A 17951-nucleotide genomic window follows, 5' to 3' on the forward strand; every position below is an offset into this window, starting at 1 on the left:
CATAGCAATCTAACAACCAACCGGAGATCACAAACATGCCAACCACCCCAACCACGTCATCTACCATCCCCACCGTCAAGCTGCTGATAGGCGGCCAGTTCGTCGAATCCCAGACCACCGAGTGGCGCAACATCGTCAACCCCGCCACGCAGCAGGTGCTGGCCCGCGTGCCCATGGCCACGGCGGCCGAGGTGGACGCCGCAGTGGCCGCAGGCCAGGCCGCGTTCAAGACCTGGCGCCACACGCCCATCGGCGTGCGCGCCCGCATCTTCCTCAAATACCAGCAGCTGATCCGCGACAACATCAATGACATTGCCGCCATCCTGACCGCCGAGCAGGGCAAGACCTTGCCCGATGCCGAAGGCGACATCTTCCGCGGGCTGGAGGTGGTGGAGCACGCTGCCAACATCGGCAACCTGCAGATGGGCGAGCTGGCCAACAACGTGGCCACGGGTGTCGACACCTACACCGTGCAGCAGCCGCTGGGCGTGTGTTCGGGCATCACACCGTTCAACTTCCCGGCCATGATCCCGCTGTGGATGTTCCCCATGGCCATCGCCTGCGGCAACACCTTTGTGCTGAAGCCGTCTGAGCAAGACCCTATGAGCACCATGCGCCTGGTGGAGCTGGCGATAGAGGCTGGCATTCCCCCCGGCGTGCTGAACGTGGTGCACGGTGGTGAGGAGGTAGTCAACGCCATTTGTGACCATGCTGACATCAAGGCCGTGTCATTTGTCGGCTCCACCCGCGTGGGCACCCATGTGTACCACCGCGCGGGCCAGACCGGCAAACGTGTGCAGTGCATGATGGGCGCCAAGAACCACGCCATCATCCTGCCCGACGCGCACAAGGAGCAGACGCTGAACAACCTGGTGGGTGCCGCCTTTGGCGCGGCTGGCCAGCGCTGCATGGCCTTGTCCGTCGTCATCCTCGTGGGTGAAACACAGGCCTGGATACCCGAGCTCGTGGCCCGCACCCGCAACCTGGTGGTGGGCAATGGCGCACTGGCCGGCACCGATATCGGGCCACTGATCTCCTGCGCCGCCAAGGACCGTGTGGAGACGATGATCCACCGTGGCGTGGAAGAGGGCGCCACGCTGGAGCTGGATGGCCGCCTGCCCCCACTGACCGGCTCGGCCCGCGAAGGCAATTTTGTAGGCCCCACCATCTTCTCGGGCGTGAAGCCCGGCATGTCCATCTACGAGCAAGAGGTGTTTGGCCCCGTGCTGTGCATTGCATCCGCCCCCAGCCTGGACGCCGCCATTGCCATGATCAACTCCAACCCCAATGGCAATGGCACCGCGCTGTTCACCCAGTCGGGTGCTGCGGCGCGCAAGTTCCAGGAAGAGGTGGACGTGGGCCAGGTTGGCATCAATGTGCCCATCCCCGTGCCGGTGCCATTGTTCTCGTTCACCGGCTCACGTGCGTCCAAGCTGGGCGACCTGGGGCCGTATGGCAAGCAGGTGGTGCTGTTCTACACACAGACCAAGACGATTACCGAGCGCTGGTTTGACGACAGCAGCGTATCGACGGGTGTCAACACCACCATCAGCCTGCGCTGACACCCAAGGCCATGAACTTCGAACTGTCTGAAGACCAGCGCGCCTTCCAGCAGAGTGCGCGGGAGTTTGCTGCGGGTGAGTTCGCACCCCACGCCGCGCACTGGGATGCCGAGGGCGTCTTCCCCCGTGAGGCGCTGGCCGCCGCAGGCGAACTGGGCTTTTGCGGCCTGTACGCGGCCGAGGCTTATGGCGGCCTGGGCCTGACCCGGCTGGACGCCACGCTGGTGTTTGAAGAGCTGGCCGCGGCTTGCCCATCGACCACCGCCTTCTTGACCATCCACAACATGGCCACCTGGATGGTCACGCAGTTTGCCCACCCCCTGGTGGCCGTGCGCTGGGGGCCACTGCTGGCCAGCGGCAAGGGTTTGGCGTCTTACTGCCTGACGGAGCCTGGCGCGGGGTCCGACGCGGCATCGCTGCGCACCACGGCCCGGCGCGAGGGGGAGGACTACATCCTCAACGGCAGCAAGGCCTTCATCTCTGGTGCGGGCGCTACCGATGCGCTGGTGGTCATGGCCCGCACCGGCGGCCCGGGCGCGGAGGGCATATCGGCCCTGCTGGTGGGGGCAGACAGCCCCGGCATACGCTTTGGCCGCAAAGAGGAGAAGATGGGCTGGAACAGCCAGCCCACCCGCGCCATCCATTTCGAAGATGTGCGTGTGCCGGCCAGCCACCTGCTGGGTGCGGAGGGCGAGGGCTTCAAGATCGCCATGCGCGGGCTGGACGGCGGGCGCATCAACATTGCGACCTGCTCGCTGGGCGCGGCCCAGGGCGCGCTGGACGCGGCCACGCGCTACATGCACGAGCGCAGCCAGTTCAAACGCAAGCTCAGCAGCCTGCAGGCGCTGCAGTTCAAGGTGTCCGACATGGCCACCGAGCTGGTGGCCGCGCGGCAGATGGTGCGTATGGCGGCATCGCGCCTGGACCAGGGCCTGCCCCAGGCCAGCGTGTACTGCGCAATGGCCAAGCAGTTTGCTACCGACGCCGGTTTTCGCATCTGCAACGAGGCGCTGCAAATCCACGGCGGTTATGGCTACACCCGCGAATACCCGCTGGAGCGGCTGCTGCGCGACGCGCGTGTGCACCAGATCGTGGAAGGCACCAACGAAATCATGCGCGTGATCGTCTCGCGCCGCATGCTGGAAATCAACCCCACTGAGGACATCCGATGACTACAACAAATACATATGAAGGCCTGCAACTGGAACTGCGCGGCCACACCGCCGTGCTGACCCTGGCCAACCCACCCGCCAACACCTGGACACAAGCCAGCCTGGCCGCACTGAAGCGCCTGGTGGCTGACCTGAATGCCAACCGCGAGATCTACAGCCTGGTGGTCACCGGCCAGGGCGAGAAATTCTTCTCCGCCGGGGCGGACCTGAAACTGTTTGCCGATGGCGACAAGGCCGTGGCCCGCGACATGGCCCGGCGCTTTGGCGAGGCGTTTGAAGCACTGGCGGGTTTCCGTGGCCTGACCATCGCCGCCATCAATGGTTATGCCATGGGCGGTGGGCTGGAATGCGCACTGGCCTGCGACCTGCGCATTGCAGAAGAGCAGGCCCAGCTGGCATTGCCCGAAGCGTCCGTCGGCCTGCTGCCCTGTGCAGGTGGCACACAGTGGCTGAGCTGGCTGGTGGGCGAGGCCTGGGCCAAGCGTATGGTGCTGTGTGGCGAGCGCATCAACGCCGCCACCGCGCTGCGCATAGGCCTGGTGGAAGAGGTGGTGCCCCAGGGCCAGGCCCTGGCCGCCGCACTGGCACTGGCCCAGCGTGTGGAGAAGCAAAGCCCCACCAGCGTGGCCGCCTGCAAACAACTCATCCACGGCGCACGCACCCAGTCACCCGCCGCCATGCTGCTGGCCGAGCGTGAGGCCTTTGTCGACCTGTTTGACACCCAAGACCAGCGCGAAGGCGTCAATGCCTTTTTGGCCAAGCGCGCGCCGGTATGGCGCAATGCGTGAGGGTGTCACCATGACCAATGACGTTGTGCTGTTCGAAACATTCCCCACCGCCTGCGGCCGCCGCTTCGGCACCGCCACGCTGAACGTACCCACCAGTTTGAACGCCTTGTCTTTGGACATGGTGCAGGCGCTGACCCCCATGCTGCACGACTGGGCGCAAGACCCCGGTGTGGTCGGCGTGGTGCTGCAGGCCGCGGGCGACAAGGCCTTTTGCGCGGGGGGTGATTTGCGTGGGCTCTACCAGTCCATGCGCGTGCACGGGGCAGAGCCCAACCCCTATGCCCACGGCTTCTTCGCGCAAGAGTACGCGCTGGACCATCTGATCCATACCTACCCCAAGCCGATAGTCTGCTGGGGCCACGGCATCGTCATGGGTGGCGGCATTGGGCTGATGGCGGGCGCATCGCACCGCGTGGTCACCGCCACCAGCAAGCTGGCCATGCCGGAGATCAGCATTGGCTTGTATCCCGATGTGGGCGGCAGCTGGTTCCTGCGCCGCATGCCCGGGCGCGTGGGCCTGTTCCTGGCGCTGACCGGCGCGCCGCTGAACGCTGCAGACGCCATCTTCTGCGGCCTGGCGGATGTGCACATAGACGCAGCCCAACGCGCCGCCGTGCTGGCCGCACTGGGCGAAGCGCGGTGGGACGACCTGCCGTGCGACGCAGGCGCAGAGGTATCCAAACTGCTGGCCGCCCACGCTGCACCCCCGGTGGCAGAGTCCAAAGTGCGCCAGCACTTTGACACCATCAACGCCCTGGTGGCGGGCGATGACCTGCTGGACATTGCCCAGCGCCTGCGCACACTGCAGAGCGACGATGCCTGGCTGCTGACCGCCGCAGCCACCTTTGCCAAAGGCTCACCCACATCCGCCGCGCTGGCGTATGAGATGTGGAAGCGTGTGCACCGCATGTCTCTGGCCGAAGTGTTCCGCCTGGAATACCGTGCGTCGCTCGGCTGCTGCGCCCACCCCGACTTTGCCGAAGGCATACGCGCACTCTTGATCGACAAAGACCGCAAGCCGCGCTGGACGCCCGAGGCGCTGGAGCATGTAACCCCCGAGTGGATAGCCGAGCACTTTGACGCCCGGTCCGCCACACCGCATCCGCTGTCGGCATTGAACTAACCAACCCCACAGAAGAAAGAGACATGAACACTATGAAAAAAATCGCATTCATCGGCCTGGGCAACATGGGCGGCCCCATGGCGCTGAACCTGCACAAAGCCGGCTACACCGTCACCGGCTTTGATCTGTCGGAAGAAGTCTGCAAGCGCCTGGGTGAAGAGGGCGGCCTGCGCACAGCCGCATCGGCAGAAGACGCCGTGCGCGGTGTGGATGTGGTCATCACCATGCTGCCCGCCAGCCGCCATGTGGAGGCACTGTACCTGGGCAACGGCAATGGACGCCCCGGTTTGCTGAGCCGCTTGCCCGCCGGCACGCTGGTCATTGACAGCAGCACCATCGCCGCCGCCAGCGCGCGCAAGGTGGCAGACGCCGCGGCCAAGGCGCAGATCGCCTGCATAGACGCGCCCGTGTCCGGCGGCACCGGCGGCGCGGTGGCGGGCACGCTGACCTTCATGGTGGGCGGCACGGCCGCAGACCTGGAGCGCGCACGCCCCGTGCTGGAGAAGATGGGCCACAACATCTTCCACGCCGGTGACGCCGGCGCCGGCCAGACCGCCAAGATCTGCAACAACATGCTGCTGGGCATATTGATGTTGGGCACATCCGAAGCGCTGGCCCTGGGCATGGCCAACGGCCTGGACCCCAAGGTGCTGTCCGAAATCATGCGCCGCAGCTCCGGCGGCAACTGGGCGCTGGAGAAATACAACCCCGTGCCGGGTGTGATGGAGACTGCGCCTGCGTCCAAGAACTATGCAGGCGGCTTTGGCACGGATCTGATGCTGAAGGACTTGGGACTGGCACAAGAGAACGCGACCGCCGTGCAGGCCGCTACCCCGCTGGGTGGGCTGGCGCGCAGTTTGTATGCGGCGCATAGCCTGGCGGGGAATGGGGGGTTGGATTTTTCTAGTGTGGTTAGGGGGTTGAGGCCTGGGGCAACTTCCTAGGATGAACTATGCTGGGCGAGTGACTATCGCCCGAATAATCCTTGCCGCCAACGACGACGAAGGCGCGTTCGCAGACTTCAAACAGGACGGGATTGCGGTTGAATCTGTATGACCAAGGGCGCTACCACTATCGTGACGCGCCACTGAGTTTCTCAGTTGGATTGGGACTTGCGCGTCTCTACGCCAATAAGAAATCAGTCGATTCCGGTTTGCTGAATACTGCGATAGGACCATTTAGCGAAAAACCTATATACGCGTGTGAGGTCGTGCCGATTGATCCAACTGGGCTGTTCCCTTTAAGGGGAAACGAATCACTCAATTCGGGTACGTCGAAATATGGATTTCCGTTCGCCTTCTTCACGGTGCCCTGCAAACGGCGCGGATTTCCTGCACCATCTAGGAAGTACGTTCGTATCTCATGAGGCCGCAAGGCGCTAGCTTGGGCGCGACGAATCAGTGCAAAGGTCGCATGGCCTTCTGTAATTTGTCCCAACTGAAACTCAGAGACACCGAGATAAAAACGCTTCACTAAGTCATCTTGATAATTGGAGTCATTGAGTATGTCGACTAAGTCCTCATAGAAAGCTTGCCAATTTACAGGTTTGAAGTTTTGGATTTTCCACCGGATCATCAAATCAACTCGTGAAATTAGAAGCCCTGAAGTTGGATACATTCCTTTGGCTTCGATTGCATTCATGCACTCATTCAAATATTCATTTACTTCATTGAAATCTCTTCCCTTTGCAGACTCTGATGCGTCAGCAAGCATCCGCCGGGCAACTACTTCAAAGCCAACTTGTGTTGAGCCCTCATTGAAAAGCTTTGATGCCAAGGCTTTGAGTTCCGTTACATTTGGAATTGAGCCCAGTATCTTTCGCTGTAGGTCACCAAGAACACCAAGGGACTTTGCATAACGAAGCGATCTCCTGCCTTGAGGACCAATTGATTGCATGGCCTTTTCAATTTCCTGCAGTGCATCAACAATGAATTGAAATGAACCACCAGGTTTTACACTTGCGTTGGGGAGTTTTGACATGTCGAACAGAAGTCCGGCCGACACGTGCGATGTATATGCATTGAAAAAGCTTGCAGTCGTGGCTTTTCTTAGATGAAACTTTATTTGATCAGTACCCGTTGCGTAATCCTGTTCTCCAATTTGAATTAGCTTCAGTACAGTCGCAGCCATTGAAGTATGAATATATTCCGTGGGAGCATCTCTATCTGACCCAGGATAAATCGCACTGTCGAGGGCACGTTGAAACTGGGCATATGCCTCAACATTTTTGCGACCCACATCTTGAATCCAGATACCCCGGTGATGTTCAACTATCCTATCTTCGTGGGGTAGCGCATTTCTAGCGATATCAAAAAGTTCGACACCCTGTTCATACTCAAGGAAGTCTTTTAACTTGCCACGAGCCTTGACCAACACTTCAACAACGAAATTGCGGTAAACCAGCGATCCAACTGAACAAGCGTTTAGGAGATCTCGCAGTACTCGCATTTCACCAGTATGCCCAACGCCACCGTTCACTAGCGAAAGCAAGACGCGGGTCACAACATGATTTCGAGTGTGATAAATGATTGTGTTTTGATCCGCACTCTCGGTTGCATATAGAAGTCCCCACAATGGCTTTCCGGTGCGAACTGTGTCAAGCCATTCTTCATAATTGACACCTAGCGCTTGCACCAGAACCTCTACGGGAATCCCTAACCCGAGATTGCTCCCGACAGTGACAAACTCATAGGCACGTTTTGCAATCGCCGCGTTAGATGCAGCGGCAGCGGCAGCGACACGTCCGATCCGTTCGTCAGCGGAACCGAGACGACTGTATTCGTCCTGCAGTGACTCTGAAAGCTGCAATCTTGTTTCTGGTAGGAGATACCAAAGGCTGCACAACACATCGTCGGCATTTTGAGATGGTCGTTGTTTAACTATTTTCTCCGCGGCTTCCGCATTGCTAGCCGCGCCGATCCTTACAAGCATCGACGCAAGATCTGTCAACTCATTGGCGTCTAAATCAAATGGGAACTCGAAATCATCGACTGATATCAGGCTTGTTCCGCCCAAACGCAAATCTCCGGAATTTGCCTCCGAGTTTCGAATGACAAAAACGAACACTACGTTTAGGGCTATTCGATCAAAGCATGCAACTAGTTCAGTCGGGTCCAATCGAAGGCCCCAAGCGTCGTCGCATATGACGACCAAATCTCCATTTGTTCTACCTTGGGCCTTCTCTGCCTCAGCAAACTTCCCTGCAAGTGCGCGGTACTGGGCAATCCAACTACTTCCATTTGCGCGCCTGCACCACATAACTGGGATATCAGCATTTGCAAGTTCAATCGCCACCCTCTTTAGCGCTGTCGTTTTGCCGATGCCAGCCTCGCCATGCACGATCAAATAGTTGGGCTTTGAGGGTGAGCCACTTTTGAGTAGGGCTTGAACCTTGGATACAAGCGACGGCGTAACGCGCCGCCGAAAGTCTAAATTGGCCAAGAAAGGGGCCCAATCCACAGAACTTGGTCGGAATAATGCATCTGACAGGATGGGCAAGCTAGCCTGCGTCGGCGTGATCTGATTGCCAATACTTTTTGGGACAAAAGAAACAATTGACGAAAACTCAACAGCGAGCTTATTTCCTTCGACGTGATCTACAGACTTTATTCCATTGATCTCAGATCGCAGAGCGCTCTTCTCTGACGCAATCTTTGCGCAGATATCTCGCAACGTTCCGTCAATCAGTTGAGTGTTAAATCTCTTACATAGTCGGATCGTGGTTGCATCCTGAAGCGCAATATCGTCTTTTAAGAAAATCAACCTTGTAATACGAGGGCTCCTCATGCCAAGTAGAAGTCCCAAAACGTCACGAAGAATTTCATGTGATGTCGATGCTCCCAGAATGAACAAAGGAGCTTCTCGAATGTGATCTGGCAAAGTGCGAATAATTTCTCCCCACATTTGCTTGCGCATGAGGAGTTCAGATTTCGAAAGAACCACCCCTCGCTCTTCTTCCGATACGGCGACATTGCCCATTAATTTGTAAACAGGAATTGTCCTGTCGGGAGGCTCTACGGATGGGTGATCAATGATGGTTGCGCTGCGCGAAGTCGGAAGATCATCTAGGTGCGTTCGAAGCGCAGATTCAAACAGCATGTCTTCTGATGCTGAAATGCAGGCTGACCAAGAAACCTTAACTAAGTGCCCAAGATCCATCGACGGCTTCATTGATTGAATACCGTTAATGATCTCGCGGTGAATTAACGGTGCTTGCGATGGAAACTCTCCATCTACACGATCCATCGCAAGTCGTAAATCCTCATCAGTGGCATTCTGTCCAACGAGATCATCAATCTTCGCTCGCGAAAGAGCGTTTCTAACAATGGTCGCGAGATCACCTGTTGCTCTTGTTGCTCCCGGGCCAAGAAGTAGGCCGGGCCATCTGTTAGTGAAATCAAATGCTTCTTCTATGCTGATGAGGTTGAAGTGTTCCATCGAGTTGGCTCGGTTTTTTAGATGTCAACAGTTTTCTTTAAAAGCACGGGAAATTGAACTGCGTCTATGAATTCATTGAACACATCAACCCCGCCTCTGGATCTGGTAACGCTGATTGCGCCAAACATATCTGCTAACGCACAGGCCAGGCAAAGACTCTCTCGAGAAAAGAGCCGAATTTCGATGGCTCGCTTGTTGGTGTCCGCGACCTTCGCACTCTTGCCAAGAAATAGAACGTACGAATCTTCGATTGCAATACAGTTTGGCAACTCAAGGCTTTGGTACATAACACCTTCGCTTTGTAATCTCTCTCGGAAAGTTTCATCCGCATTTTTGAGGGAATTTTCCAGCGTTTTCATGATGCTCTCAGGGCTTCGGCTCTCCGGGCAAAAGTAGAAAACAATTCCACTCCAGGCGGGCTTCCCGGAAGTGTTAAAGGCGGTAATTCGCTTGGTTCGGCTTATGTTTACCAGTGAGTCAACAAGGTTTGTCGAAGTGAAATGACTTTTGACTTCAAGATGTGCCAGCACCGCATCGGGGTGGACGATCTGGATGCCGCCTTCAAAGAAGTACGGCATGGCACTTTTCGGGTGCGAGATGAGTATGTCAATCTCAGGTGAGCAAACTGAACCCGTAATTGCTGGCTTCACGAATCCGCGTGCTACCTCCAAATCCTTCGGCAGGTATCTGACCAGAAAGCTTCTTAGAAGCTCCTCTTTGTGATGCCCATCGGACAGCCAATGAGCATCGCCGATGAGATTCCGAACACGATTTGCCTGGGACCTAAGTTCTTGGCTCCAAGACTCTAAAAACGAGCTTGCATCGGGCTTCATTCTCCTCCCTCGTGGTCACATATGCAGATTTACTCATACGTCAAGTTTTGGTTGTTGAGTATCAACCTGCCGTTTGGTTATGAAGCCTAACACCAATGTCGAAACTCCACTACCAGTTAATGAGGTTGTAAAAGCTGAGTGGACGTCGCCTCGTACTGTCAGCTATGCAGAGTGTTAGTTGTTGAGCTTGCTTTCGTGATGACGCTCCAAGCCCGCAGTCAGTAGGTCAGTTCTCTGGCCAAAAAATCAAACACACTCCGAATCCGCCGGCTTGTCCGCAGCTCACTATGCGCCACCAGCCACATCTCGCCCGGCACGCGGTCCAGGTGGGGCAGGGCGCGTGTCACGGTCCGCTCTGCTTCGCCCACGCTCTCTTGCATGACGCCTATGCCAAGCCCTTGCTTGACCAGCTCCCACTGCACGATGCGGTTGTCGGTCGTCAGCGGGAAATTGCGCGCGGTCAGATCCACAAAGCCGCAGCCCTTCAGAAAATGGAGGTACTGGTGGTTGTCTTCAAAGCCGATAAAACTGGCCTGGCCAAACTCTGTGGGTTTGCTGGGGTTGCCAATGCTCTTCAGATAGGCGGGCGTGGCATACATCTGGCCGCTGACCATGCCGATCTTCTTGGCGATAAGGTCGGCTTGCGTGGGCGCAAACAGGCGCACGGCGATATCGGCCTCGCGGCCCTTGAGGTCGCTGGCGCTGTTGGACACGACCAGGGTCACGTCGATATCGGGCAACTCTTTGCGCAGCTTGCGCAAAACGGCCGGCAGCGCGAATGCGGCCATGACCTCGCTGGCGCTGATGCACACATTGCCCTCTATCGATTCCGATTGGCCGCTGGCCGCCAGCGATAGGCTGCTGGCCGCTTCGCCCATGGCGCGCACATGGTCCATCAAGGCCAGCCCGTTGGGCGTCAGCTCCAGGCCACGGCCGCGGCGCTCAAACAGCGGCACGCCCAGCTCTTGCTCCAGCGCAGCCACCTGGCGCCCCAGCGTGGGTTGGGTCACACCCAGCGTGCGCGCCGCTGCGGATAGCGAGCCTGCCTCTGCCGTGGCCAGGAAGGCCTTGGCGCGGTTCCAGTCGAACTGCAGGGCGGTCTTGCGATTCATGCGTTTTTGCATATCTGATGTGGGTTTGTGGGCGATGTGCTTTTATTCTTGCATGGATAGACTGCAGGCCGTCGATGCATTTACCAAGGAGGACCATTGAAAGCAAAACAATTGCCGTATTGGCTGCTGGCACTGAGCGTGGTGCCCCTGGTGGCTGGCGGCGTGCGCCTGCTGCACGTGGCCCATGGGTCGGTTGCGCCGGGCGATGCGCGTTTCTCCAGTGCGCCGCTGCCCGTGGTGCTGCACATTGTTTGCGTGGCCCTGTACTGCGTGCTGGGTGCGTTCCAGTTTGATACGGGCTTGCGAAGCAGGCGGCCGGTATGGCACCGCAGGGCGGGCTGGCTGACGCTGCTCAGCGGCTTGGTGGCCGCGCTCACAGGCTTGTGGATGACGCTGTTCTACCCCATACCGCAGGCGCTGCAGGGCAGCTTGCTGCTGGTGGTGCGCGTTGGGGTGGGCTGCTTGATGCTGGCTTTTCTGCTGCAGGGCATTGCGGCCATTCTGGGCCGCAACATCCCACGGCACCGGGCCATGATGGCCCGGGCCTATGCGCTGGGGCAGGGCGCGGGCACGCAGGTCATTTTGTTTGTGCCTGTGGCGATTGTGTTTGGCGAGATAACCGGGCTGCCGCGGGATGTACTGATGAGTGCGGCTTGGGTGTTGAACTTTGGGTTGGTGGAGTGGGTGTCAAAATATCCCGTTCGGGTCATTTCGACGTAAATCAGCGTGTGACAGGCATAAATTTCCCAATCGGGATATTTTCTTGCATTCCTGCCCATTCTTGGCAATAATTTCCCGAACAGGAAATTCATATGCCTATCACCCCCACCAACTCCCCCGCAGCCCTGGGCGCAGCCGTTTTGGCCGCCCGCAACAGGCTGGGTTTGACACAACCCCAATTGGCATTGGCTGCGGGCGTGGGCGTGCGCTTCATTGTGGAGCTGGAGGCTGGCAAGCCTACCGTGCGCCTGGAGACGCTGCTAAAAGTGTTGCACGCGCTGGGCGGCAGCCTGGCGGTAGAAGGCTGGGTCTGACACCATGGCGCGCCATCTCGAAGTCTGGTTGTCAGGCATACATGTTGGAACCCTTTCGCAGGTGGATGGCAGGCTGGGTTTTGCCTATGCGGCGGGTGCCACCACAGCGTTGTCGCAGTCGCTGCCCATCCGGCCGGAGCCGTTTGACGACCGCGCGAGCCGCCCATTTTTCGCCGGCCTGTTGCCCGAAGGCGGCAAGCGCAAGCAGATTGCCAAGACCCTGCAGGTCTCCACGCAAAACGACTATGCCCTGCTGGACAGCCTGGGTGGCGAGTGCGCCGGTGCCGTCACCTTGCTGGAGCCCGGCCAATCGCCCCGGGCGCTCGATGCCGCCCATGACGTGCGTTGGCTGGACCATGCCCAGCTGCTGCAGGTGCTGGATGAAATGCCCCTGCGCCCCATGCGCGCCGGCGACGACGGCTTGCGCCTGTCGCTCGCAGGGGCGCAAGACAAGTTGCCGGTGGTGCTGGATGCGGACGGTGGTGTGCGTGTCGGCTTGCCACTGAACGACTCTCCCAGCACGCATATCCTCAAGCCGCCGATTGCCGGGGTGGACGGCAGTGTCTTCAACGAAGCCTATTGCATGGCGCTGGCGGGGGTACTCAAGCTGGATGTGGCCCGCTGCCAGATCCAGGCCATCACCGAAGGGGCGCAACAGCGCCATTACCTGCTGGTAGAGCGCTATGACCGACTGGCGGGTGTGCCTGGCCTGCGCCTGCACCAAGAGGATTTTTGCCAGGCGTTGGGCATCGTCTCCGAGCACAAGTACCAAAACGAAGGTGGTCCGAGCCTGGACCAGGCCTTTGCGCTGCTGCGCAGCGCAACCCGCCCCAGCGCACCGCACACGCTCAAGCTACTGGACTATGTGGTGTTCAATGCCCTGATTGGCAACCACGACGCCCATGGCAAAAACTTCTCGCTGCTGTACACCCCGGCCGGCGCCGTGCTCACGCCTTTGTATGACGCGCTGTGCACCGCCGTCTATCCCAAGTTGACCGACAAAATGGCCATGAAGATCGGTAGCAAATACAAGTTCTCCGAGGTGCAGGCGCGCCACTGGGAGCAATTCGCTGTTGATTCCGCCTTGTCGCCCGCGCAGGTCAAGAAGCGCATTCTGGACATTGCCAGGCGCCTGCCGGACGTGGCGCGCGCCACGCTGGCCACGTTTGAGACGGTGGGAAACCACCACGCAGTCCTGGACCAGATAGTGACTTTGATCGACCAGCGCTGCGCCCTGACCATTCGCCGCCTCACCGAGACGACGGCTTGAGCGCATTCCCAGAACGTAGCGGGCGGCGCAGCCTGGGCAAAGGCCGGGCTCACTTGATCTTGATGACGACCTTGCCCTTTGCGCGGCCTGCTTCGACGTAGGCCAAGGCCTCGTTGGTTGACCCGAACGGGAAGACCTTGTCCACCACGGGCCGGATGGCTCCCGCGTCGATGAGTCGGGTGATCTCGCGCAGTTGGTTGCCGCTCGCCTTCATGAACAGGAATGCGTAGGCAAGGCCAAGGCCTCGCGCCTTGCGTCTGACGCCAGAGCTCAGCAGCCGGATGACCAGTTTCACGAAACCGGGTACGGCGATTTCTGCGGCAAATGCGGGATCGGGTGGCCCGGAGATGGATATGAGTTTTCCACCGCGTTGGAGTACCCCAAGAGACTTTGTGAGGGTCTTGCCATCCTGGCTGTTCAGCACCACGTCGTAGCCGTGCAAAACGTCCGCGAAGTCCTGTGTCTTGTAGTCGACGACTACGTCTGCGCCTAGGCCCTTCACGAGCGCCACGTTGGTGGTGCTCGTCGTTGTGGCGACGGTGGCGCCCAGGTGCTTGGCCAGTTGAATCGCGAAGGTGCCAACGCCGCCAGAGCCCGCCTGAATAAAAACCTTTTGCCCTTTTTTCAGTTGCGCTTTTTCAACCAGTGCCTGCCAGGCCGTCAGGCCGACCAGGGGGATGGACGCGGCTTCCTCCATCGTGAGGTTTTTGGGTTTGGGCGCAAGCGACGTCTCCTTGACCGGAACGAATTCGGCGAATGTGCCGATGCGAAAGTCGTCGACGCGCGCGTAGACCGCATCGCCTACTTTGAAGTTCCGGACACGCGATCCGATCTTGGCCACAACGCCCGCAACGTCGTGCCCCAGGATGATGGGTAGTCGATAGGGCAGGATGAGTTTGAACTCTCCGCTCTTGATCTTGCTGTCCAGCAGGTTCACGCCAGCCGCATGGACCTCTACCAGGACCTCGTCATCGCGCAGTTCCGGCGTCGGCATGTCTGCCAACCGCAACGTGCTGTTCTTTGCATAGCGCTCTAAAACAAATGCTTTCATGGTGTTGTCACGGCGTGTGCCACGTCGAGCCCCAAGTCTTTGCGAATCCCGGCATCCACCATGCCAGCAGGTGCAAATCTGCGCAACAGGCGTAGGCGGCTTGCGAGCCCGCCCGCTGTGTATCGGAGCTTCGGGTGCGTGGCATTGGCAGCTTTCAGCGCGACGCCCGCCACGACACCTGGAAGGTCGGCCGTGGCCATCACTTCCTTCACGCGCTGGCTCACGGCGGCGCGAACTTCCCTGTACGCATCAAGCTTGGCGTCGGGTTCCAGGAAGTTCGCGTCGAACGGGGTCTTGGTGTATGCGGGCTCGATGACGGAGACGCGAATACCCCAGGTGCGCAGCTCATGGTCCAGCGACTCGGAGTAGCCTTCGATCGCATGCTTGGTTGCGGCATACAGTGCGCCATACGGCATTGGCAAGAAGCCCAGCACCGAGCCGATGTTGATGATGCGTCCCATGCCTTGCTTGCGCATGTGCGGCACGACGGCGCGCGTCATGCGCAGGATGCCAAAGAAGTTCGTGTCGAAAATTGCCTTTGCCTGTTCGATGGAGCTCTCTTCAGCAGCTGCGGGAGCGACTCCGAAGCCGGCGTTGTTGACGAGCAGATCAATGTGCCCCTCTCGCCGTATCAGCGTCTGAACGGCGGCGGCGACGGATTCGTCGCTGGTCACGTCGAGGGACAGCATCTCGAACGCGCGCCCGCCTGCGTCGCCACCACGGCGGCTCGTTCCGTAGACCTTATAGCCAGCCTTTGCCAGCAGCTCTGCTGTAGCTTGACCGATGCCCGATGAGGCACCTGTAACGAGGGCAACCTTGTGGCTCTTGCTGTTGATGTTCATCACGTTTCTCCTTCAGTGTTGGGTGGGTTTAGGTTGTTTCGCATGACACTCGTCATATTAAAAGTCGAACGAATAGGAAGTGTTTATTGGTGGCTTTAATGGGAGGCGGGGGTCAGGTGCTTGAGCGAAGCGTCAAGCAGGCTATCGGCCAGGTCCGGCTCGTCGACTGCGCGGGCCAACAGCAGGGCGCCGACCATCGTAGAGAGGGTGACCAGGGCCCGCTCATGGGCGCCGGGCTGCCCCCAGTCTGGCGACTGGCGGGCAATCAGGTCTACCGTTTCCTTGATATGCCGGGTCGCCACGCGGCGCACCTCGGGGGCCTGGCGCGAGGTTTCGGAGCCTAGCGCGGCCAAGGGGCAGCCCATCTCTGCGTTCTCCAGATGGGCCTTGGAGAGATAGGCGGCAAGCATAGTTTGCAGCGCCTTTCCCGGGGGTACTTTTGCGACTGCATCTGCGGCGAGTGCTGCAGACTCTGCGCATGCCCGTGCGGCAGCTTCGGTCAACATGGCTTCGCGTGACGCAAAGTGGGCATAGAAGGCGCCATGGGTCAGGCCAGCCTCTTTCATGATGTCTGCGACGCCAGTGCCGCCGTAGCCGCTGCGGCGGATTGCGCGAGCGGCCACCGTCACGATGCGCTCATGTGAGGCATCCTTGGCCTCGGCTCTGGTGTTAGCAATTGACTTTCGCATGATGTATATCATGCATAAATTTGAAGGTTAGCGCAAGCAGGGGAGATGATTGAAATTTGCAGACCGCATGGACGCCGCCTCGCACGCAGACTGGCCGGTGCAGCGGCTTGCGGATGTGAGCCACGTTTGCGAGGGGCACGTTGCGTGCCAGCGAGCCCCCTTGATTTACAGGGACGCAATGTGCCCCGTGCGCGCATCCCCCTGTCCCGCCAGCACCTGGCCATACAGCCCTTGCACCGCCGCCGCACCCTGGTGGTGTTCCACCAGAACCCAGGGCTGCGCGCCGGCCATGACATGGGCGCAGAAGCGCAGCCAGGCCTTCACCATCATCGCTCCGAATTCGGCCGGCCCCAGTTCTGCCTGGCGTTTCTTGATCTGGGCCGGTGCAAAGAACTGCACCGGTGCCGGGCCGGGCAGGTTGCTGCTGGCCAGCGCCAGCTTGTCGACATGGGTGAGGCCGATGGCACTGCTGAAGGCCAGCTGGGTGAACCGGCCATGCACCTGGGCGCGCAGGTCGGCATTGCCGGCAAAGTCGACATACACACACGGCGTGTCCGCGGCGATGTCGGACAGGCTCTCATACGTCACCACGCGGTGGTAACAGCCCAGGCTTTCGCAGAAGGCGCGGTTGCGCTCGGACGTCAGGCCAATCACTTCTATGCCTTCGCGCTTGGAGAGTTGGTGTGCGGTGCCATAGGCCGTCTTGCTGGACGCGCTGGACAGCAGCATGGTCTTGGCGCCAAAAAAGTCGCTATCGGCCAGGAAGTCATCGATGGCAAATGAGGTGACAAACAGGGGGCGGAACAGGGCCTGCACGTCTTCGGTGTTGGCGCTGTAAAACGGATCGTTGGCGGTGCGCATATAGACGTTGTAGAGCCCGTGCAGCGTCTGGCGGTTGGCTGCGCTTTCCACAAAGCTGGCGGGGTTCACCTTGACCGGTGTCAGCACCGCGTGGGATGCCATGGGCCAGTAGCCATACAGCCGTTCACCCTCAAGCACGCCGTCATGTGTGCTGTGCTCCACGGTGGCGAAACCCCACACCGGGATCACGCCCCAGGCGGCATCCAGGGTGGGGTAGAACTGCCAGTAGTGCATGAAGTCGCCCAGCGCGGCGTAGGTGATGTTGTTGGCGGTCAAGGCAAAGCTGTCGATGCGCACGCGCACCTGGCCGGGGGCGAGTGGGGCGGCCGGTTCCGTGACGAGCCGGGTGGTCGGCAGATTGTCTTTGCGCACCTGAAACGTGGTGATGTCCATCGAGAGCTCCTGAAAGTAAGTGGGGGTTGGCAAGTAAATATAACAGTGTTATTCTAAGCATAACGCTGTAATTCGCAAGCACTACCATGACAGACATCGAAGATCAAAGGGCCGCACACAAGACCACCGAACGCACGCTGGTTCGCAAGAACATTCTGGACAAGGCCAGCGCCTTGCTGGTGGAAGAGGGCCCGCATGCGCTGTCGATGCGCAAGCTGTCGGAGCGCGTGGGCGCCTCCACCATCGTGCTGTACACCTACTTCAAAGACAAGCAGGACATCCTCAACGAGCTGTACCTGGAAGGCTTTGCGCGGCTGCAACAAGACCTGGAAGCCGTTGAGTTGGGCGACGACCCTGCGCTCTACGTGAAGGAGCTGGGCCGTGCCTACCGCCGCAGCGCGGTGGCCAACAGCACCTATTACCAGATCATGTTCAGCCGCTGCGTGCCCGGCTTCACACCTTCACAGCAAAGCCTGGAGAAGAGCAAGAGCTCGTTCCTGGTGCTGCGCCAGGGCGTGCAGCGGTGCGCCGATGCCGGCATCCCGCTGCTGGGCAGTGTGGGCCGCACCGCGCAAGTGTTGTGGAGCACGCTGCACGGCGTCATCAGCCTGGAACTGTTTGGTTATGTGGGCGATGCGCTGGCCGGTGATGCCCTGCTGGAGCAGGCCATGCAGACCATCTCGGCGGGCATGGCGAAACCCGCGAAGGCTGCCAAGGCGCCGAAACCTTCGAAAGCGCCTTGAGCTTTTCTCTTTCTTCCCATCCCATCAGGAATCTCTTCATC

General features: G+C 59.5%; 16 protein-coding genes. 9 read left to right on the plus strand and 7 right to left on the minus strand.

Annotated elements, in window-relative coordinates; translation table 11 throughout:
* The first annotated feature begins 35 nt into the window (after positions 1 to 35).
* The 5 genes from AC07OO_RS22540 to mmsB are packed head-to-tail and all read left to right on the plus strand — an operon-like array spanning position 36 to position 5589.
* The gene (locus AC07OO_RS22540; protein WP_495084390.1) at positions 36 to 1562 is read left to right on the plus strand and encodes a CoA-acylating methylmalonate-semialdehyde dehydrogenase; all 1527 of its coding nucleotides are present in this window, start codon (positions 36 to 38) and stop codon (positions 1560 to 1562) included.
* An 11-nt stretch (positions 1563 to 1573) separates the two neighbouring features.
* Complete coding sequence (locus AC07OO_RS22545; protein ID WP_495084391.1) at positions 1574 to 2734, plus strand: acyl-CoA dehydrogenase family protein; 1161 nt, start codon at positions 1574 to 1576, stop codon at positions 2732 to 2734.
* Positions 2731 to 3522 (plus strand): enoyl-CoA hydratase, encoded by a 792-nt coding sequence (locus AC07OO_RS22550; RefSeq protein ID WP_495084392.1) that lies wholly within the window; start codon positions 2731 to 2733, stop codon positions 3520 to 3522. The genes AC07OO_RS22545 and AC07OO_RS22550 overlap by 4 nt, the downstream gene beginning before the upstream one ends.
* 10 nt (positions 3523 to 3532) lie before the next feature.
* The gene (locus tag AC07OO_RS22555; RefSeq protein ID WP_495084393.1) at positions 3533 to 4645 is read left to right on the plus strand and encodes an enoyl-CoA hydratase/isomerase family protein; all 1113 of its coding nucleotides are present in this window, start codon (positions 3533 to 3535) and stop codon (positions 4643 to 4645) included.
* 32 nt (positions 4646 to 4677) lie between these two features.
* Positions 4678 to 5589, plus strand: coding sequence for a 3-hydroxyisobutyrate dehydrogenase (mmsB, locus tag AC07OO_RS22560; protein ID WP_495084394.1), 912 nt, complete (start codon positions 4678 to 4680; stop codon positions 5587 to 5589).
* Between the two features lie 178 nt (positions 5590 to 5767).
* On the opposite strand, the gene AC07OO_RS22565 is transcribed toward mmsB, so the two are convergent.
* The 3 genes from AC07OO_RS22565 to AC07OO_RS22575 form a co-directional block, all read right to left on the minus strand.
* Positions 5768 to 9082 (minus strand): P-loop NTPase, encoded by a 3315-nt coding sequence (locus AC07OO_RS22565; RefSeq protein ID WP_495084395.1) that lies wholly within the window; start codon positions 9080 to 9082, stop codon positions 5768 to 5770.
* 17 nt (positions 9083 to 9099) lie between these two features.
* Positions 9100 to 9915, minus strand: coding sequence for a DUF6602 domain-containing protein (locus AC07OO_RS22570; RefSeq protein ID WP_495084396.1), 816 nt, complete (start codon positions 9913 to 9915; stop codon positions 9100 to 9102).
* Positions 9916 to 10133: 218 nt separating this feature from the next.
* Positions 10134 to 11027 carry a LysR family transcriptional regulator gene (locus AC07OO_RS22575; protein ID WP_495084397.1) on the minus strand — a complete coding sequence of 298 codons (894 nt, stop codon included), beginning with the start codon at positions 11025 to 11027 and terminating at the stop codon, positions 10134 to 10136.
* 96 nt (positions 11028 to 11123) lie between these two features.
* Here AC07OO_RS22575 and AC07OO_RS22580 point away from each other — a divergent pair, with 96 nt between their 5' ends.
* From AC07OO_RS22580 to AC07OO_RS22590, 3 genes are all read left to right on the plus strand, one after another.
* Positions 11124 to 11747, plus strand: a complete 624-nt coding sequence (locus AC07OO_RS22580; RefSeq protein WP_495084398.1) for a DUF2306 domain-containing protein — start codon at positions 11124 to 11126, stop codon at positions 11745 to 11747.
* 92 nt (positions 11748 to 11839) lie between these two features.
* The gene (locus AC07OO_RS22585) at positions 11840 to 12061 is read left to right on the plus strand and encodes a helix-turn-helix transcriptional regulator (RefSeq protein ID WP_495084399.1); all 222 of its coding nucleotides are present in this window, start codon (positions 11840 to 11842) and stop codon (positions 12059 to 12061) included.
* A 4-nt stretch (positions 12062 to 12065) separates the two neighbouring features.
* Positions 12066 to 13331: a type II toxin-antitoxin system HipA family toxin gene (locus AC07OO_RS22590; protein WP_495084400.1), complete on the plus strand. Its 1266-nt coding sequence runs from the start codon at positions 12066 to 12068 to the stop codon at positions 13329 to 13331.
* Positions 13332 to 13380: 49 nt separating this feature from the next.
* On the opposite strand, the gene AC07OO_RS22595 is transcribed toward AC07OO_RS22590, so the two are convergent.
* The 4 genes from AC07OO_RS22595 to AC07OO_RS22610 form a co-directional block, all read right to left on the minus strand.
* Positions 13381 to 14382, minus strand: a complete 1002-nt coding sequence (locus tag AC07OO_RS22595; RefSeq protein ID WP_495084401.1) for an NADP-dependent oxidoreductase — start codon at positions 14380 to 14382, stop codon at positions 13381 to 13383.
* Positions 14379 to 15224 (minus strand): oxidoreductase, encoded by an 846-nt coding sequence (locus AC07OO_RS22600; protein ID WP_495084402.1) that lies wholly within the window; start codon positions 15222 to 15224, stop codon positions 14379 to 14381. Before AC07OO_RS22600 ends, AC07OO_RS22595 begins: the two co-directional genes overlap by 4 nt.
* A gap of 95 nt (positions 15225 to 15319) precedes the next feature.
* The gene (locus tag AC07OO_RS22605) at positions 15320 to 15925 is read right to left on the minus strand and encodes a TetR/AcrR family transcriptional regulator (RefSeq protein ID WP_495084403.1); all 606 of its coding nucleotides are present in this window, start codon (positions 15923 to 15925) and stop codon (positions 15320 to 15322) included.
* A 153-nt stretch (positions 15926 to 16078) separates the two neighbouring features.
* On the minus strand, positions 16079 to 17167 hold the full coding sequence (locus AC07OO_RS22610) for a DUF2855 family protein (RefSeq protein WP_495084404.1): 1089 nt from the start codon (positions 17165 to 17167) through the stop codon (positions 16079 to 16081).
* An 86-nt stretch (positions 17168 to 17253) separates the two neighbouring features.
* Here AC07OO_RS22610 and AC07OO_RS22615 point away from each other — a divergent pair, with 86 nt between their 5' ends.
* Entirely contained in the window at positions 17254 to 17910 is a 657-nt protein-coding gene (locus AC07OO_RS22615) for a TetR/AcrR family transcriptional regulator (protein ID WP_495084405.1), read from the plus strand.
* Positions 17911 to 17951 lie beyond the last annotated feature (41 nt).

Source organism: Rhodoferax sp. GW821-FHT07G04, from assembly GCF_059418585.1.

Bases quoted from the DNA above. Each gene is read 5' to 3' on its own strand.
- AC07OO_RS22555 (WP_495084393.1), top strand. From the start codon at position 3,533: ATGACCAATGACGTTGTGCTGTTCGAAACATTCCCCACCGCCTGCGGC.
- AC07OO_RS22570 (WP_495084396.1), bottom strand. From the start codon at position 9,915: ATGAAGCCCGATGCAAGCTCGTTTTTAGAGTCTTGGAGCCAAGAACTT.
- AC07OO_RS22545 (WP_495084391.1), top strand. From the start codon at position 1,574: ATGAACTTCGAACTGTCTGAAGACCAGCGCGCCTTCCAGCAGAGTGCG.
- AC07OO_RS22540 (WP_495084390.1), top strand. From the start codon at position 36: ATGCCAACCACCCCAACCACGTCATCTACCATCCCCACCGTCAAGCTG.
- AC07OO_RS22585 (WP_495084399.1), top strand. From the start codon at position 11,840: ATGCCTATCACCCCCACCAACTCCCCCGCAGCCCTGGGCGCAGCCGTT.
- AC07OO_RS22615 (WP_495084405.1), top strand. From the start codon at position 17,254: ATGACAGACATCGAAGATCAAAGGGCCGCACACAAGACCACCGAACGC.
- AC07OO_RS22600 (WP_495084402.1), bottom strand. From the start codon at position 15,224: ATGAACATCAACAGCAAGAGCCACAAGGTTGCCCTCGTTACAGGTGCC.
- AC07OO_RS22605 (WP_495084403.1), bottom strand. From the start codon at position 15,925: ATGATATACATCATGCGAAAGTCAATTGCTAACACCAGAGCCGAGGCC.
- AC07OO_RS22590 (WP_495084400.1), top strand. From the start codon at position 12,066: ATGGCGCGCCATCTCGAAGTCTGGTTGTCAGGCATACATGTTGGAACC.
- mmsB (WP_495084394.1), top strand. From the start codon at position 4,678: ATGAAAAAAATCGCATTCATCGGCCTGGGCAACATGGGCGGCCCCATG.
- AC07OO_RS22565 (WP_495084395.1), bottom strand. From the start codon at position 9,082: ATGGAACACTTCAACCTCATCAGCATAGAAGAAGCATTTGATTTCACT.
- AC07OO_RS22550 (WP_495084392.1), top strand. From the start codon at position 2,731: ATGACTACAACAAATACATATGAAGGCCTGCAACTGGAACTGCGCGGC.
- AC07OO_RS22575 (WP_495084397.1), bottom strand. From the start codon at position 11,027: ATGAATCGCAAGACCGCCCTGCAGTTCGACTGGAACCGCGCCAAGGCC.
- AC07OO_RS22610 (WP_495084404.1), bottom strand. From the start codon at position 17,167: ATGGACATCACCACGTTTCAGGTGCGCAAAGACAATCTGCCGACCACC.
- AC07OO_RS22595 (WP_495084401.1), bottom strand. From the start codon at position 14,382: ATGAAAGCATTTGTTTTAGAGCGCTATGCAAAGAACAGCACGTTGCGG.